Origin of the sequence: Streptomyces sp. NPDC093089, assembly GCF_044754405.1 — a bacterium.
Lineage (GTDB): Bacteria > Actinomycetota > Actinomycetes > Streptomycetales > Streptomycetaceae > Streptomyces.
Window position 1 is genome coordinate 542,740 of the sequence record NZ_JBIVPA010000004.1, and the last position, 16,063, is coordinate 558,802.

Below are 16,063 nucleotides of genomic sequence, written 5' to 3' on the forward strand. Positions count from 1 at the left end.
ACACATGCCTGGACCGTGGAATTCCGACTGCGATGTGATCTCATGAGAATCCTCGTCACCGGCGGAGCCGGATTCATCGGATCGCATTATGTGCGGACCATGCTCGACGGGGGGTACCCGGGCTACGAGGACGCGCACGTCACGGTCCTCGACCTGCTGACGTACGCGGGGAACCGCGACAACCTCCCCGCCGCCCACCCCCGGCTCACCTTCGTCCACGGCGACATCCTCGACCGGGAGCTCCTCCGCTCCGTCCTCGAAGGCCAGGACGCGGTCGTGCACTTCGCCGCGGAGAGCCACGTCGACCGCTCCATCCTGAGCGGCGCCGCGTTCGTCCGCACCAACGTCGAGGGCACGCAGGCCGTCCTGGAGGCGAGCCTGGCCGCCGGCGTCGAGCGGGTCGTGCACGTCTCCACGGACGAGGTCTACGGCTCCATCGACGAGGGGCACTGGACCGAGGAGTCCCCCCTCCTGCCCAACTCCCCCTACGCCGCGTCGAAGGCAGCCTCCGACCTCGTCGCCCTGGCCTACTTCCGTACGCACCGGCTGAACCTCTCGGTCACCCGCTGCTCCAACAACTACGGGCCCTACCAGCACCCCGAGAAGTTCATCCCGCTCGCCGTCACCAACCTCCTCGAAGGCCGGCGCATCCCGGTCTACGGCGACGGGCAGCAGGTCCGCGAGTGGCTGCACGTGGACGACCACTGCCGTGCCATCCAGCGGGTCCTCACCGCCGGCCGGGCCGGCGAGGCGTACAACATCGGCTCCGGCTCGTCCGTGCCGAACCTGGTGCTGGCCCACCGGCTCGTCGAGCTCCTCGGCCTGTCCACGGACCTGATCGACCACGTCGCCGACCGCAAGGCGCACGACCGGCGCTACGCCCTCGACCAGACCAAGATCGAGGAGGAGCTCGGCCACCGGCCGCTCACCTCCTTCGACGAGGGCCTCGCGGCGACCGTCGACTGGTACCGGAACAACCCGCAGTGGTGGAAGCCGGTCAAGGAGAGCGGTGGTCGGCCGTGACCGTGCAGACACGACTGGTGCCGCGCCACCGGGCCGGCATCACCGAGCGCCTCGCCCTGTCCGCCGCCACGCCCGAAGGCGCCCACATCGCGACCTCCGACGTGCCGGGCTGGCTGGACTTCCACCGGCTGACCTGCGGGACGGCGATCCGCCGCATCCCGTTCGCCGAGCTCGACCACTGGTCCTTCGCCCCGGACACCGGCGACCTGCGGCACAGCAGCGGCAAGTTCTTCACCGTCGAGGGACTGCACGCCGTCCGCCCCGAGGGCGCGTGGCAGCAGCCGATCATCGTCCAGCCGGAGATCGGCATCCTCGGCATCCTGGCCAAGGAGTTCGACGGCGTCCTCCACTTCCTCATGCAGGCGAAGATGGAGCCGGGCAACCCGAACCTGGTGCAGCTCTCCCCCACCGTGCAGGCCACCCGCAGCAACTACACCAAGGCCCACGGCGGGGCGGAGGTGAAGTACCTGGAGCACTTCCTCGGCCCGGACCGGGAGCGGGTGCTCACGGACGTCCTGCAGTCCGAGCACGGCGCCTGGTTCTACCGGAAGCGCAACCGCAACATGATCGTCGAGGTGGAGGGCGACGTCCCCGCCGACGAGGACTTCCGCTGGCTCACCCTCGGCCAGATCACGGCCATGCTCCGCCTCGACAACGTGGTGAACATGGACGCGCGCACGGTCCTGGCCAGCGCCCCGATGGCCCCCACCGAGATCGGCGCGCTGACCTCCGACGCCGACCTGCTCGCCTGGTTCACGGGCGAGCGGGCCCGCCAGGACATCGACGTGCGCCGGATGCCGCTGCGCGAGATATCCGGCTGGCGGCGCGACGAGTACTCCGTCCGCCGCGAGGACAACCGGTTCTTCCAGGTGGTGGCGGTCTCCGTCGAGGGCGCCGGCCGCGAGGTCGCCGGCTGGACCCAGCCGATCATCGAGCCGGTCGGCCAGGGCATCGTCGCCTTCGCCCGCCGGGTGTTCGACGGCGTCCCGCACGTCCTGGTGCACGCCCGCGTCGAGGGCGGCTTCCTCGACACGGCGGAGCTCGCGCCGACCGTGCAGTACGTCCCGGAGAACTACGCCCACCTGCCGGCGGAGCACCGGCCGCCGTTCCTGGACGCGATCCTCTCCGCTCCGGCCGAGCGCGTGCGCTACTCGACGGTCCACTCCGAGGAGGGCGGCCGGTTCCTCAACGCCGAGAGCCGGTACCTGATCGTCGACACCGACGAGGACACCACGCCGGCCGAGGCTCCCCCGGGATACCAGTGGGTCACCGCCGGGCAGCTGAACTGGCTCGCCGGCCACAGCCGTTACGTGAACGTCCAGGCGCGCACCCTGCTGGCCGTGCTCACCACGGGCGCGGGCGGCCGCTCGCTCTCCTCCCGCTGATCCCGCACAAAGCATCAGGCCCTGTTCGGTGGAATTCCCACCGGACAGGGCCTGATTGCGAATGCCTGGAAACGAGTCGAGTCAGCTGGAAGAGGTCGCGGCGGGCTGGGCCTGCGCCTGGGCGAGCCGGGACGTCATCGGGGTCCACTTCTTGGGGTTGATGCGCCAGTCGACCGGCTCCTGCTTGGTGGCGACGTTGACGCGGTTCCACAGGTTGACCAGGCCGATGTGAAGGACGATCGCGCCGAGTTCGACCTCGTTCCAGTGCTTGGCGGCCTCCTCCCAGACCTCGTCCGACACCGGGTCCTCCCGGTCGTTGATGCGGGTGGCGGCCTCGGCGAGGGCGAGGCAGGAGCGCTCGGCGTCCGTGAAGCAGTCCTGCTCGCGCCAGGTCTCCACCACCGGCAGACGGTGGTCCTCCTCCCCGGCGGCCTCGAACTCGGCCTGCTTCTTCGGGATCTGGACCGGACGGCCGTTGATCTGGCTCACCCGCAGGTGGATGAGCACGAGCGTCTTCAACGGCACACCGACGCTGTTGACGGCCTTGACCAGTGCGCGCATGGGCGGCAGAACATCGGGAACGACCAGCGACGGGTTAGGCATCCGCGGCGACATCTGTAATTCTCCTTCGGATCGGGATCGGTAACAGCTTGCCCACCGGGCAGCCTTTTCTCAAGTATTCCGAATTTCGATGGTCAGTTGCTTTTCCGGCTTACTGCGGCTTGTACGAGTGCTTCGTGGAGCCGAGTGTCGGGAGTGTGTCCGGCTTCCCATTGCACGCCTATCGCAAAGGGGTGCCCGGTGACTTCCACGGCCTCGACGGTGTCGTCCTGGGCCCGTCCGGTGACGGTGAGGCCGGCGCCGATCCGGTGCACCGCCTGGTGGTGGTGGCAGGCCGTCTCCGGCTCGGCCTCGTCGAGGACGGCGGCGATCCGGCTGCCGGGTTCCAGCTTCAGCGGGTGGCGGCCCAGCGTGAACGAGGACGTGCGCGGCTGGTGGCCGTCGTGCCCCGTGATCTCCGGCAGGTGCTGGTGGAGGCTGCCGCCGTGCAGCACGTTGAGCAGCTGCATCCCGCGGCAGATGGCGAGCACCGGGAGCCTGGCACCGAGTGCCGCCTCCAGCAAGGCCAGTTCGACGCGGTCGGCGTCGGGGCTCATGGGTCGGGTGACCGGGTGCGCGGCCTCGCCGTACAGCGCCGGATCGAGGTCGGGGCCGCCCGGGACGAGCAGGCCGTCGAGCCGGTCGACGAGGGTCTCGACGCCGGGCAGCAGCGGGAGCAGCAGGGGTGTGGCGCCCGCCGCGGACAGGAATGACACGTGCGCCTGGAGGGCGAGGCTGACGAGCATGCCGCTGCCCTGGAGCGTGACCGGCGCGGTCCGCGCGCAGATCCCGATGACCGGCCGCCCGGCGCCCGCCGGACCGTTCACGTCTGAATTCATGACCACCCTCATGGGTTTCCGTGGGTTCCGTGGGTTCGCGTTCAACTGAGGAAATCGAGCAGATGGAACAACCGCCGAAACGGGCGGTCGGCACCGTAAAAATAGCCGCGGACCTGAAACGGAGGCCATCGTTCACGAGCGGCCCCGTAGGGGACTACTGAACATTTGGCAACCCTGGTACCAAGGTGGGCGGGGAGTATTGCGTCCCCGGTTAATCTCTCGCAGCCCATTCAACCGAGGTAACCCATGATCGAAGCCAAGAACCTCACGAAACGCTACGGCGACAAGACCGCCGTGAACGGTCTGTCCTTCACGGTCGAGCCCGGTCGCGTCACCGGCTTCCTGGGCCCCAACGGCGCGGGCAAGTCCACCACCATGAGACTCCTGCTCGGCCTCGACCGGCCCGACGGCGGCGAGGCCACCGTCAACGGCGTGCGCTACAGCGACCTTCCGCAGCCCATGCGGGTGGTCGGCGCGCTCCTGGAGGCCCGCGCCGTCCACACCGGCCGCAGCGCCTACGACCACCTGCTCTGCCTCGCCCAGACCCAGGGCTTCGGCAGGCGCCGGGTCGACGAGGTCATCGACCAGGTCGGCCTGGCGTCGGTGGCCCGCAAGCGGGCCGGCGGCTTCTCGCTCGGCATGGGGCAGCGGCTCGGCATCGCCGCCGCGCTGCTCGGCGACCCCGCCGCCCTCGTGCTCGACGAGCCGGTCAACGGCCTGGACCCCGAGGGCATCCTCTGGATCCGCAACCTGATGAAGTCCCTCGCGGCCGAGGGCCGTGCCGTCTTCGTCTCCAGCCACCTGATGAACGAGATGGCCGTCACCGCCGACCACCTCATCGTCATCGGGCGCGGCCGGCTCGTCGCCGACTGCTCCACCCAGGAGTTCATCGAGCGCAGCACCGAGCAGTCCGTCCTCATCAGGACGCCGGACCGGGAGCGGCTCGCCGCGCTCCTCAGGAGCCACGGCGGCACCGTCACCGACACCGACGGGGGCGACCTGGACGTCGTGGGCCTGGAGGCCCCGCGCATCGCCGAACTCGCCGCGGGCGGCGGTCTGGTGCTGCACGAGCTCTCGACCCGGCGGGGCTCCCTCGAGGAGGCCTTCATGGAACTGACCAAGGACGCCGTCGAGTACGACGCCGGCGTGCCCACCGCCGGAGGTGTGAAGTGACCACCGCGACCGCCACCACGCCGTCCGCGACCGTCCCCGTCGCGGACGGCCACAAGCCGACCTTCGGGCGGCTGATGCTGTCGGAGTGGACGAAGATCCGATCCGTCCGCTCCACGGTCTGGTCGCTCGCGATCCTGGTCGTGGCGACCCTGATCTTCACCGCGCTCTTCATCCAGATGGGCGTGGCGAACTGGGACAAGACCGACCCGGCGCAGCAGGCCGCCATGCGGCTCGACCCGACCGGCACCATCCTCGGCAGCGGCATCCTGATCGGCCAGCTCGCGGTCTGCGTGCTCGGAGCGATGGTCATGGCGTCCGAGTACTCCACCGGCATGATCCGGGCCAGTCTGCTCGCGGTGCCCAAGCGGGTGCCGGTGCTCCTGGCCAAGGCGGCCGTCTTCGGCCTGCTCGTCCTGGCGATGGGCGAGGTGACCGCGTTCGGCTCGTTCCTGATCGGTGCTCCGATGCTCGAGGGCAAGGCCCCCGTCTCGCTCGGCGACCCGGGCGTGCTGCGGGCGGTCGTCGGCTGCGGGTTCTACCTGTCGCTGCTCGGCCTGTTCTCGCTCGCCGTCGGCGCGATCATCCGGCACACGGCGGCGAGCATCACCGGCGTCATCGCCTTCGTCCTGGTGCTCGCCCCGATGGCCAGGCTGCTGCCGGGCACCGTCGGCGAGCACATCCACGCCTATCTCCCCACCGAGGCGGGGTTCCTGGTCACCCAGCAGCACGCGCGGGTGGACGACCTGCTCGGCCCGTGGCAGGGCATCGGGGTCCTCGCCCTGTGGACCGCCGCGCTGCTGGCCGTCGCGGCCGTCCTGCTGAAGCGCAGGGACGCCTGATCCCACCCCCGAACACCGCGGGTGCCCGCCGATCCGGCGGGCGCCCGCGGTGTCGTGCTTCCAGGCGGCGTCCAGCTTTCCTCGACCGCCCCTGAAGACGCTGCTGCGACGCTCGACGGCAGCGGCAGCAGAAAGGGAGTGAAGGGAATGGCTCAGAGCAGTGGGCAGGCCGTCTTGATCACGAGTGCATTCAGCCCCGTCAGAACGGAGAGCGCCGAAGCAGCGACCCGCAGCGAATTCGATCTGAAGAACTTCGAGAAACTGCCGGCACGCGACGTACCCGTCAGCGCGCTGTCGCCCGGCGTCTCCCTGCGCCAGAGCGGTACGGACGCCGCTCACATCCAGCTTCTCGTCGACGCGGCGGGGTCGGCGGAACTGCCGCCCATTCTGGTCCAGATGGACGGCTACCGCATCATCGACGGCCTGCACCGCCTGGAAGCCGCCCGGCTCCGGGGCGACGTCAGCATCAAGGCGCGCTTCCTCGACTGTTCCAATTCCGAGGCGCTCGTCATCGCCATGAAGGCGAACGGCTCGCACGGTCTCCCGCTGTCGAAGGCCGACCGGGTGTCCGGGGCGCAGCGCGTGCTGAGTTCGCACCCCGACTGGTCCGACCGGGCCATCGCCGGCATCACCGGGCTGAGCGCCAAGACGATCGCGTCGCTGCGCGACCGGACGGGCGAGGGGGCGCCGCTCGACGGCAAGCGCATCGGCCGGGACGGCAGGCGGCGTCCGGTGGACGCGGGCGAGGGCCGGCGGCGGGCCGCCGAGTACATCACCGCCCACCCGAACGCCCCGCTGCGTCAGGTCGCCCGGGAGACGGACGTGTCGCTGGGCACGGTGCACGACGTGAGCGCCCGGCTCCGCCGCGGCGACAGCCCCGAGCGGGACGGGCGCCAGTCGGCCGCCGCGCGGCCGGAGCCGGTACAGCCCGTGCGGTCGGTGCAGTCCGTACGGCCCGTACAGGTCGTTGCCGCCGTGCAGTCGGTGCCGACGGTGCGGCAGCAGGTGCGGCTGCCCGGCGAGGCGGCGCGGCCGGCCGGCGCGGCGGCGTGCGGCACCGCCCGCGGGCCGCTGCGGGTGGCGCCGCACCCCGACGCGGCGCCCGCGCCGCGCCGGAACCACACCGAGGCGCCGCCCGCGTGGGCGACGGTGGCGGCCAAGATGGCCACCGATCCGGCCATCCGGTACAACGCGGGCGGCCGGGAGTTCCTGCGCTGGATGCAGCTGCACGCGACCGACCCCGACGAGGACTGGCGCGAGCTCGTCGACGCCGTGCCGCCGCACTGGCTCGGTGTCATCGCGCCGATCGCCGAGCGGATCAGCAGGGAGTGGAGCCTCCTCGCCGAGCAGCTCAAGACCAAGCAGGACATGGTGCCTTGATCCCCCGTCCTCACGACGCCGACGGCGCCGGTGCCGCGGTCGCCACCCTGAGGTGGCCCGCGGCCTGGCGCCGTCCGCCGTTTTCCTGGGGCGGGTTGACGGAGGCGCACCCGGGGTGCGGGACGACGTCGGCCGGGGGTTCGAGCTCGGGCAGGGCGAGCAGGACCGGCGGGTCGACGGGCCTGGCCGGGCGGAGCCGTACGGCCGCGCTGGTGACGGTGTCGGCGGCGACGGTGACGGTCTTCGGGCCGTGCCCGCCGACGAGCGGGGTCCGCCCCGCGCCGGGGTCGGGTCCGAGGCCGTCGGCGACCGCCACCGCGAGCAGGTACCAGCTGCCTTCGGGGACGTTCTTCAACGAGTAGCAGGACGGCCGGCCGCTGGGCACGTCGATGACGCCCGAGGCGACCGAGGGGTGTTGGACGATCGGCGTGCCGAAGGCGCCCAGGAACACCCGGGCGTTGCCGTGCCCGGCGGGCAGGCTGATGGTGCCCGCGATCGTCCCGAAGCCCGTCCACGCCGTCGGCTCGGGGCCGGGCGGCGCGTCACCGCCGTCGCGGGCCAGCCTGCGGAACCGGCTGGGCGAGACGCCGACACTGGCCGTGAAGGAATTGGTGAAGGAACCCAGGCTGTTGTACCCGACCGCGTAGGAGATGTCGGTGATGCTCATCGAGGTGGTCTCGATCAGCCTTTTCGCCTGGTAAATGCGGATCGCGGCCAGGAATCTGCCGGGAGTGAGCCCGGTCTCCTCTTTGAACAGCCGAGTGAAATAGAAACGGCTGAGCAGAGCGCTTTCGGCGATCTCCGTGAGGGTCAGCGGTTCGCCGTAACGCTCCCGGATGCACTCGATCGCCCTTTCTACTGCTGTATCCATATGCACCTCACTACGTGTCGACCCACGCAGCAGTGTGACCCGCGGATATCGTGCTCGGCTCGGCGATCGCTTGAGGACCGGTCGAGAATTGTTCACCGGATTTGCGGCGGACCCTCCGCTTCCTGTTGGCTGGCGAGGGGGCGTCTTTCCTTTGCGCGGACATGACCGTGCCCCGGCCTGTTCGGCCGGGGCACGGGTGGGTCGGAAGCGCCGGTGATCAGCGCACGGGGCGGTCGAGGCGGACCCGTACGAGCGTGGTCTCCACGCCGCTGTCGACGAGGCGGCCGGCCGCGTCGAAGGCCTCGGGACCGTCGGTCATGCCGAAGTCGTTGTCGTTGAGCAGGACCAGGGTCGACGGGCCGTCGAGGGCGATGCCCTCGATCTTGCCGGGCACGCCCGGGACCGTGTTCAGGTCCACGACCAGCCGCTTGCCGAGGACCACGCCGGCCGCGCCCTCGTCGTCGAGCTGCTCCAGGGCCGGGGCGGTGGAGGTGTCCCAGCGGGAGCCGAGGATGTCGGAGCTCCGGCGCAGGCGCACCTCGTACACGCGGGCGGCCTTGTCGGTGCGCTCCTGGACGAGGAGGCGGTCGCCGCCGAGCGCGACGAGCGCGGAGACCTTCAGCTCGGAGGTCTTGGTCTGGCCGGGCTCGACGTCGCCGACGGCGTCGAAGCGGTAGGCGTACTCGGCCGTCACGCGGTTCTTCCGGGGCGAGAAGCGCAGGAGCCGCGTGGTGCGGGAGTTCTCGCCGGTGGCCTTGTCGGGGTTGAGCAGCGGGCTCTGCAGCGCCATCACGAGGTCGCCGTCGGGCAGCAGCGCCAGTCCCTCGAAGCCGCGGTTGATCTTGCGCTGGAGGAAGACCGACGGCAGCGACTCGACGACCGGGTAGTCGGCGCCCTTCAGGTTCAGGCCCTCGGGCACGTGGCGGGCGAGCACCCGCCCCGAGGCGGAGACGTGCACCAGCGACGGGCCGTACTCGTCGACCAGCCAGAAGCTGCCGTCCCGGTCCCGCACCAGCCCCTCGGTGTCGAGGCCGTTCGGGTCGTAGGCGAGCGGGGTCGAGGCGTCGTAGGTGTACGGCGCCTCGTCGCGGCCGGCCTGGTTCGGCAGTCCGGTCACGGGCGCGCCCGAAGCCGTCGTCAGCGGGATGGACTTCAGGACCTGGATCCGGTCGCCGACCGCCCGCACCTTCACGACGGCCGGGTCGAAGCCGGGCACGGGGAACGTCCGCCGCTTGTCCTTCCCCACGGCTATCTGCCCGTTCGGGCCGCGGTCGGTCACCGTCCAGTACTCGCCGCGCCGTCCGGCCGGGTACAGGTCGCTGCCGATGCCCCCGAGGTCGACGCCCCGGTCGTCCGCGACGCTGCCGGGTACCAGCGCGTTGCTGAACGCGGCCAGCGGGATGTCGGGCAGCGTCGCCGTGGAGACGACCCGGGCGCCGGAGCCGTGGTGGTGCTCCGGCGTCGCGTCGGCCGTCCCCACGACCACCGAGAGGGCGAGCGCGGCGGACAGCGGCAGGACCACGGCGGCGGGTCGGCGCAGGAGGCGCGGATTCATCAGAACTCCCTAGAACACATGGAATGTCGCCGGTGGCGGCGGCCCCATGGTCCAGTCCTGCGCACAACTCCCGGCGACCCGCCGCCGACACCGGGGCAAGCCCTGGGTGAACGCGCGCCTCCGGCGGGGTCCTAGTAGCGGTCGAGGATGAGCTGCGTCTTCAGGATGTCGCCGTGGTGGAGCCAGCCGTTGGCATCGGCGACGGCGATGGCGTCCGCGTGGAGGTCGGCGGCGTCGGCGGCGGAGTCGGTCTTGAAGGACAGCTCGACGACGTACTCGGTTCCGGTGCCGCCGGCTCCGACGACCGGCAGCACCTCGATGCTCGCGTCGTCGGAGGGGCCCCAGGCGCCGCCGTACACCTTGGCGGTGACGGGTCCGTGGGCGCGGGAGGCCTGGAGGGTGGTCCTGCCCCAGCCGGCGCTGCCCCAGTTCTCCAGCTTGCCGGGGATGTCGTTGACGAGCCAGGTGCGGCCGGTGGTGCTGGTCGGCATCGCGGTGCCGGAGTACCCGCTGGCGCTGTGGCTCTTCTCGGTGCTGAAGCTGAGGGTCTGCTTGGCGTAGCCCCAGTCGACCTCGGCCTTGTAGTTGGTGTCGCTGCTGTCGAAGCCGGCCGCGTTGGCGGCGTTCAGGGCCGCGGTGAGGTCGCCGTTCGTGACGGGGAACCGCTTCTTGTACGTCTCCTCGAACGACGAGCCGCTCTTGTGGCGCAGCCGCACGCTCCACCCCTCGGCGTCCAGCGCCCCGCCGTCGGTGTCGTAGTAGCTGTACGAGCGCGCCTTGGCCGAACCCGTGATCCCGAACGCCGACTTCACCGCCGCGGTCGGCGCGTGCGCCGAGTCCAGCGCCGCCGCGGTGAGGTTGATCTTCACCTCGTACGTCGGCACGGCGTTGGCGGCGGCGTACGCCGGCGAGGTCGGGGCGAGGAGCGCGACGGCGGCGGCGAGGGCGACCGCGGACGCGGCGGCGGCGGGGCGCGGGGCCCGGGAGGCGAAGGTCATGCGCCCGATCCTCACGACCCCGGGTGAGGGCCGCGTGTCACCGGAACGTGCCTCCGGTGAACCGGCGGCGTCCAGACCGGTCGGAGCGGACGGCCCTTCCCCCTTCCCCCGGCCGCGACCCCACGGCGCGGGCCCGCCGGGGCGGCCGGGCAGAATCGGCGCATGGTGATGACCGCGCGCGCCCTCAACCGCTCCACCCTTGCCCGGCAGTTGCTCCTCGCCCGGGAGCCGCTCGGCGTCGGGGAGGCCGTACGGCGGGTGGTGGCGATCCAGGCGCAGCAACCGGGCTCGCCGTACGTGGCGTTGTGGAACAGGGTCGCGGACTTCGACCCGGCGGCGCTCGACGGGGCCGTGGGCGACTACGAACTCGTCAGGTCGACGCTGATGCGGATCACCCTGCACCTGGTGCACGCGGAGGACTACCGGGCCTTCCGGGAGGGCATGGAGCCGACGGTACGGGGTTCCCGGCTGTGCGATCCGCGGTTCAGGGCGGCGGGGTTCACCGCCGCCGACGCCGACGCGCTCCTCCCCGACCTCCTCGCGTACGCGGCGGAGGCGCGGACCGGCGCCGAGATGAGGGCCCGTCTGGAGGCGGTCCGCGGCGGGCCGGTGGAGGCGGTGGTCTGGCGGATGATCCGGCAGTACGCCCCGCTGTGGCACGCGCCGACCGGCCTCCCGTGGTCGTTCGGCACGGCCCAGTCCTTCGTCACGGCGACCCGTCGCCCGGCGCTCACCGACCCGGAGGCCTCCGCCGCCGGCCTGGCCGTCCTCGTCCGCCGCTACCTGGAGGGCTTCGGCCCCGCCTCGGTGGCCGACATGGCGCAGTTCACCATGGCGCCGAAGGGTCTGGTCCGGGCGGCCGTGCAGTCCCTCGACGGCGCACTCGACCGCCTGGAGGGCCCGGACGGCGCGGTCCTCCACGACGTGCCGGGCGCACCGCTCCCCGACGAGGACGTTCCCGCCCCGCCCCGCCTGATGGCGATGTGGGACAGCGTCCTCCTCGCCTATGCGGACCGCAGCCGCGTCATCCCGCCCGCCTACCGCAAGCACGTCATCCGCGTGAACGGCGACGCCCTCCCCACCCTCCTCGTCGACGGCCTTGTCGCCGGCGTCTGGCGCCCCGTCCCCGGCGGCGTCGAGGCCTCCGCCTTCCACCCCCTCCCCGCCCCCGTCTGGGACGCGCTCGCCGCCGAGGCCGTCTCCCTCGGCACCCTCCTCGCCGACCGCGACCCCCACCTCTACCGCCGCTACGACCACTGGTGGACCAAGGGCCTCCCGGCCGCCGAGACCCGAGTGCTCCCCCGGCCCTGACGGACGGCGCCGTCCGCCGGGGCGGCCTCCGGCGGGCGGGGCCGCCGGCCGTCGACCATTGCCAGGGGCCGGAGGGGGACATATCTTTCGAGCGAAACCTACGGACCGGGATGCTCGTCAGTCCCGGGGCGGTCCGCCGTTCACGGGCCGGACGGCGGGGAGCGGACCCTCGGGACGACGGGGGCGCTGGACGCCGGGCGTACGGGATATCCGTATCCACGTACCCGCAGGAGCTGAGCAGCACATGAGCAAGCACGTCCTGGCCCAGAACCAGTACGGCAAGGCCGAGAACCGCATCGTCACGGTCACCCGCAAGGGCGGCGACGGCGCGTGGCACGAGATCCGCGACCTGAACGTGTCCGTGGCGCTGCGCGGCGAGTACCGCGACGTCCACCTCACCGGGGACAACGGCAACTGCCTGCCCACCGACACCACCAAGAACACGGTCTACGCGTTCGCCAAGGAGCACGGCGTCGACTCCCCCGAGGCGTTCGGCATCCTCCTGGCCCGGCACTTCGTGGCCTCGCAGCCGGTCATCCACGAGGCGCAGATCCGGATCGAGGAGTACGCCTGGGAGCGGATCTCCGTGCCGACGCGCAAGGAGCAGCACTCCTTCGCGCGCAAGGGCCAGGAGGTCCGCACCGCGCAGATCACCTACTCGGCGAGCACCGGGCTCCAGGTCCTGTCGGGCCTCAGGGAGCTGACGGTGATGAACTCGACGAACTCCGAGTTCCACGGCTTCGTCAAGGACCGGTACACCACGCTCCAGGAGGCGTACGACCGCATCCTCGCCACCAAGGTCACCGCCCGCTGGGCGAACTCGGCCACGGCCGCCGCGGACCCGGAGCACGACTGGGACCGCTCGTACGGCAAGGTCCGGCGCCACCTGCTCGAGGCGTTCGCGGAGACGTACAGCTACTCGCTCCAGCAGACGCTGCACGCGATGGCCGACCGGGTCCTCGACCACGTCCCCGCGGTCAACGAGGTCCGCCTCAACCTGCCGAACAAGCACCACTTCCTGGTGGACCTGGAGCCCTTCGGGCTGAAGAACGACAACGAGGTGTACTTCGCGGCCGACCGCATGTACGGCCTCATCGAGGGCACGGTCCACCGCGACGGCGTCCGTCCGGTCATCGCGACCAGCGACTGGATCACCGCCTGATCGGCACCTGATCCCCGGCTGACCACCGGCTGATCACTGCCTGACCACCGGCCGATCGGCGCCCGTCGGGCCCGGCTCACAGCAGTCCGGCCGTCCGGACTCCCAGCCACACGGCTGCGAGTCCGGCGGCCAGGCTGCCGGCCACGTTCAGGAGCGCGTACCCCTTCGCCCCGTCCTCGTACAGCTTCAGCGTCTCGTACGAGAAGGTCGAGTACGTGGTCAGCGCCCCGCAGAACCCGGTGCCGAGCAGCAGGGACACCTGGGCGGACGAGACGCCGGTGAGCAGCCCGAGGACGAACGAGCCGGCGACGTTCACGACGAAGGTGCCCCAGGGGAACACGGAGTCGTGCCGGGCCCTGACGGCCCGGTCCGTCAGATGGCGCAGGGGCGCGCCGACGGCGGCGCCGACCACGACGAGCAGCCAGTTCACCCCTGCTTCTCCCGGCCCGCGTACCGGACGACCTCGCAGTCGTCGAGGAGCACCAGACCGTCCGTCACCAGCTCGTCGAGCTGCGGCAGGAAGTCCCGGACGCGCTGCTCCGTGTCCACGATCAGGATCGCGACCGGCAGGTCCTCGCCGAGCGACAGGAGGCGGGTCGTGTGGATGCGGGACGAGGCGCCGAAGCCCTCGACGCCCCGGAAGACGGAGGCGCCGGCGAGGCCGGCGACGTGCGCCCGGTGCACGATCTCGGTGAAGAGCGGCCGGTGGTGCCAGGTGTCGTTCTCGCCGACGAGGATCGTCAGCCGCAGGGCCCGCCCGGTGAGTCGGGTCATCGTCGTCATCCCCTCGCCCTCGCCCGGGCGGCCGCCTGCGCGGTCCGGGCCGCGGTGACCCCGGCCCGGACGGCGACGAGCGCGGTGACCGCGGTCCCGCCCAGGTAGAGCAGTCCGCGGGTCGGGTCGCCGGCGGCGAGCAGCCGCTCGGTGTCGAGGGCGTACGTCGAGAAGGTGGTGAACCCGCCGCAGAAGCCGGTGCCGAGGAACGGGCGCAGCAGGGGGTGCGGGGCGGTGGTGGCCTCGGTGGCAAGAACCATGAGGACGCCGAGCGCGGCGCAGCCCGCCATGTTGACGGTGAACGTCGTCCAGGGGAAGGCGTGCGCGGGGGTGGGCCAGAGCAGCGCCAGGCCGTAGCGGACGGACGCGCCGAGGGCACCGCCGACGGCGACCGCCCCGACGACGGGCAGCTGTCCACGCGGTTCCATACCCTCAGGTTACGGGGACGCCGAGGCGAGGCGCACAGGCGGATCCCGGCCTGGGGCATTAACCGGACTCCGGCCCGTGCGGCCTCGCTCTGCGATGGTCCGGCCACTCCCTGCGACCGGTCAAAGCGGGGCCGGTGAGTCTGTCAGATCCCCCGAGGGGTGCCCGCGCCACACCCGAGGGGCACCCGGAGCCGCTCCGGACCGCCGTGACGGGGCCTCCGGAGCGGCCGTGGGGACGGCTCCGACCTGCGCGGACGCCGGGGGAGGTGGTCCGGCCACCATCCGGCGGCCGATTCGGGTGCCGGGTACACCTCGTGCCCGGGCACGGTGACGGGCGACGGTGGTGGGGCAGCGGGAGGGAGCTGCGCAACCATCGGGCAGGAGTGTCGTGAGTACATCCGTCGCAATCAAGCGCAGGGCCACCACCGGGGCCGCTGTTCCGGCAGCGTCCCTCGGCGTCGTCCGGTCCGCGGGCGCCGCCGGCGGGAACGGGGACGTCCACGCCGAGCTGTGCGGCGCGCTCTTCGCCGGCTTCCCGCGCCGCGACCAGCGCCTGAAGGCCGAGCAGTACCTGCACGGCCTGCTCACCGCGCAGGGCCGCAAGTCGATCCGCAACATCGCCGCCCAGATAGGCGGGCCCGCGGCCGAGCAGAGCCTGCACCACTTCGTCTCCAGCTCCACCTGGGACTGGCAGCCCATGCGGGCCGCACTCGCCCGGTACCTGGAGCGGAACGGCTGCCCGCAGGCGTGGGTGGTGCGGCCGATGCCGATCCCGAAGGCCGGGGAGCACTCGGTGGGCGTGGACCGGCGCTTCGACCCGGAGCGCGGGCAGGTCTTCCACGGCCAGCAGGCGTTCGGGGTGTGGTTCGCCAGCGACGAGCTGAGCGTCCCGGTCAACTGGCGGCTGTTCCTGCCGGACCCCTGGGTGAACGACCGCACGCGGCGCGACCGTGCGGAGGTTCCCCAGGAGGCCGGCGAGGAGACGCTGGAGGAGTGCGCGGTCGCCGCGGCCCTCGACACGGCCCGCTGGGCCGACGTCACCCGCAAGCCGGTGCTCCTCGACATCCGGGGCGGCGCGGGGCGGGCGGCCCTCACCCGGCTCGCGGCGGCCGGGGTGCCGGTCGTCGCCCGCATCGGTCCGGGGGCGCGGCTCGCCATCGCCGACCGGTCGCTGCCGGGCTTCGGGGCGGGTCCGCTCTCCGCCCATCAGATCCTGGAGTCCCTCAAGGGCCTGCGCAGGCCGGTGAGCTGGGTCGACACCGTGGCCGGGGCGCGGACCTCGCGGACCTCGCTCGCCACGGCGGTGCGGGTGGCGCTGCCCGCGCCGGGCGGCGAGCGGATGCGTCCGCTGGTGCTGCTCGGCGAGTGGGACGACCCGCGGCGGCCGGTGAGCCGGGTGTGGATCAGCGATCTGACCAACTCGCCGGTGGGCTCGCTGCTGCGGCTGACGAAGCTGGAGCGCCGGGTCGAGCGGGACTTCGCGGAGGTCGGCGAGGGCGCGGGGCTGCGGGACTTCGTGGGCCGTTCGTTCCGCGGCTGGCACCGGCACATCACGCTGGCCTCGGCGGCGCACGCGGCGACGGTCCTGTCCACCGGCTGGGAGGCGGCCTACGACGCCGGCTACGCCTCGGGGCGCACGGCCTAGCCGGACGCCCCCCCTCGCCCGGAGCGCTCGCGCCCGATCCGGCCGCCCGGTCCGCCCCAACGGACCGGGCGGCGGCCGGA

16 protein-coding genes are annotated in these 16,063 nt (G+C 72.2%); 8 read left to right on the forward strand and 8 right to left on the reverse strand.

From position 1 onward, the window contains the following. The first annotated feature begins 42 nt into the window (after positions 1–42). Positions 43–1,023, forward strand: a complete 981-nt coding sequence (gene rfbB / locus ACIQFX_RS12400; RefSeq protein ID WP_402461424.1) for a dTDP-glucose 4,6-dehydratase — start codon at positions 43–45, stop codon at positions 1,021–1,023. Continuing rightward, positions 1,020–2,408, forward strand: coding sequence for an NDP-hexose 2,3-dehydratase family protein (locus ACIQFX_RS12405; RefSeq protein ID WP_402461426.1), 1,389 nt, complete (start codon positions 1,020–1,022; stop codon positions 2,406–2,408). The genes rfbB and ACIQFX_RS12405 overlap by 4 nt, the downstream gene beginning before the upstream one ends. Before the next feature lie 81 nt (positions 2,409–2,489). Here ACIQFX_RS12405 and ACIQFX_RS12410 read toward each other — a convergent pair whose 3' ends face one another. Together ACIQFX_RS12410 and ACIQFX_RS12415 are read right to left on the reverse strand one after the other, a co-directional pair. Then, positions 2,490–2,969 carry a carboxymuconolactone decarboxylase family protein gene (locus ACIQFX_RS12410; protein ID WP_376488386.1) on the reverse strand — a complete coding sequence of 160 codons (480 nt, stop codon included), beginning with the start codon at positions 2,967–2,969 and terminating at the stop codon, positions 2,490–2,492. A 134-nt stretch (positions 2,970–3,103) separates the two neighbouring features. Then, entirely contained in the window at positions 3,104–3,847 is a 744-nt protein-coding gene (locus tag ACIQFX_RS12415; protein WP_402461428.1) for a gamma-glutamyl-gamma-aminobutyrate hydrolase family protein, read from the reverse strand. A 246-nt stretch (positions 3,848–4,093) separates the two neighbouring features. On the opposite strand from ACIQFX_RS12415, the gene ACIQFX_RS12420 reads away from it, so the two are divergent. From ACIQFX_RS12420 to ACIQFX_RS12430, 3 genes are all read left to right on the forward strand, one after another. Next, complete coding sequence (locus ACIQFX_RS12420) at positions 4,094–5,020, forward strand: ABC transporter ATP-binding protein (protein WP_402461430.1); 927 nt, start codon at positions 4,094–4,096, stop codon at positions 5,018–5,020. Continuing rightward, positions 5,017–5,859, forward strand: coding sequence for an ABC transporter permease (locus tag ACIQFX_RS12425; protein WP_402461432.1), 843 nt, complete (start codon positions 5,017–5,019; stop codon positions 5,857–5,859). Before ACIQFX_RS12420 ends, ACIQFX_RS12425 begins: the two co-directional genes overlap by 4 nt. A gap of 147 nt (positions 5,860–6,006) precedes the next feature. Beyond that, the gene (locus ACIQFX_RS12430; protein ID WP_402461434.1) at positions 6,007–7,239 is read left to right on the forward strand and encodes a ParB N-terminal domain-containing protein; all 1,233 of its coding nucleotides are present in this window, start codon (positions 6,007–6,009) and stop codon (positions 7,237–7,239) included. 10 nt (positions 7,240–7,249) lie between these two features. Here ACIQFX_RS12430 and ACIQFX_RS12435 read toward each other — a convergent pair whose 3' ends face one another. From ACIQFX_RS12435 to ACIQFX_RS12445, 3 genes are all read right to left on the reverse strand, one after another. Then, on the reverse strand, positions 7,250–8,110 hold the full coding sequence (locus ACIQFX_RS12435) for a helix-turn-helix domain-containing protein (RefSeq protein ID WP_402461435.1): 861 nt from the start codon (positions 8,108–8,110) through the stop codon (positions 7,250–7,252). Positions 8,111–8,327: 217 nt separating this feature from the next. Next, positions 8,328–9,665: an esterase-like activity of phytase family protein gene (locus ACIQFX_RS12440; RefSeq protein WP_402461437.1), complete on the reverse strand. Its 1,338-nt coding sequence runs from the start codon at positions 9,663–9,665 to the stop codon at positions 8,328–8,330. Positions 9,666–9,796: 131 nt separating this feature from the next. Next, on the reverse strand, positions 9,797–10,663 hold the full coding sequence (locus ACIQFX_RS12445) for a hypothetical protein (RefSeq protein ID WP_402461439.1): 867 nt from the start codon (positions 10,661–10,663) through the stop codon (positions 9,797–9,799). A 162-nt stretch (positions 10,664–10,825) separates the two neighbouring features. Between ACIQFX_RS12445 and ACIQFX_RS12450 the strand changes: the two genes are divergently transcribed. Beyond that, on the forward strand, positions 10,826–11,974 hold the full coding sequence (locus ACIQFX_RS12450) for a winged helix DNA-binding domain-containing protein (RefSeq protein WP_402461440.1): 1,149 nt from the start codon (positions 10,826–10,828) through the stop codon (positions 11,972–11,974). Positions 11,975–12,218: 244 nt separating this feature from the next. After that, positions 12,219–13,136, forward strand: a complete 918-nt coding sequence (gene pucL, locus ACIQFX_RS12455) for a factor-independent urate hydroxylase (RefSeq protein WP_402461442.1) — start codon at positions 12,219–12,221, stop codon at positions 13,134–13,136. 76 nt (positions 13,137–13,212) lie between these two features. On the opposite strand, the gene crcB (ACIQFX_RS12460) is transcribed toward pucL, so the two are convergent. The 3 genes from crcB (ACIQFX_RS12460) to crcB (ACIQFX_RS12470) are packed head-to-tail and all read right to left on the reverse strand — an operon-like array spanning position 13,213 to position 14,338. Next, positions 13,213–13,566: a fluoride efflux transporter CrcB gene (crcB, locus tag ACIQFX_RS12460; RefSeq protein WP_402461444.1), complete on the reverse strand. Its 354-nt coding sequence runs from the start codon at positions 13,564–13,566 to the stop codon at positions 13,213–13,215. After that, on the reverse strand, positions 13,563–13,910 hold the full coding sequence (locus ACIQFX_RS12465; RefSeq protein WP_402461446.1) for a DUF190 domain-containing protein: 348 nt from the start codon (positions 13,908–13,910) through the stop codon (positions 13,563–13,565). Before ACIQFX_RS12465 ends, crcB (ACIQFX_RS12460) begins: the two co-directional genes overlap by 4 nt. A gap of 5 nt (positions 13,911–13,915) precedes the next feature. Beyond that, positions 13,916–14,338 carry a fluoride efflux transporter CrcB gene (gene crcB, locus ACIQFX_RS12470; RefSeq protein ID WP_402461448.1) on the reverse strand — a complete coding sequence of 141 codons (423 nt, stop codon included), beginning with the start codon at positions 14,336–14,338 and terminating at the stop codon, positions 13,916–13,918. 388 nt (positions 14,339–14,726) lie between these two features. Between crcB (ACIQFX_RS12470) and ACIQFX_RS12475 the strand changes: the two genes are divergently transcribed. Further along, positions 14,727–15,983: an IS701 family transposase gene (locus ACIQFX_RS12475; protein ID WP_402461450.1), complete on the forward strand. Its 1,257-nt coding sequence runs from the start codon at positions 14,727–14,729 to the stop codon at positions 15,981–15,983. Positions 15,984–16,063 lie beyond the last annotated feature (80 nt).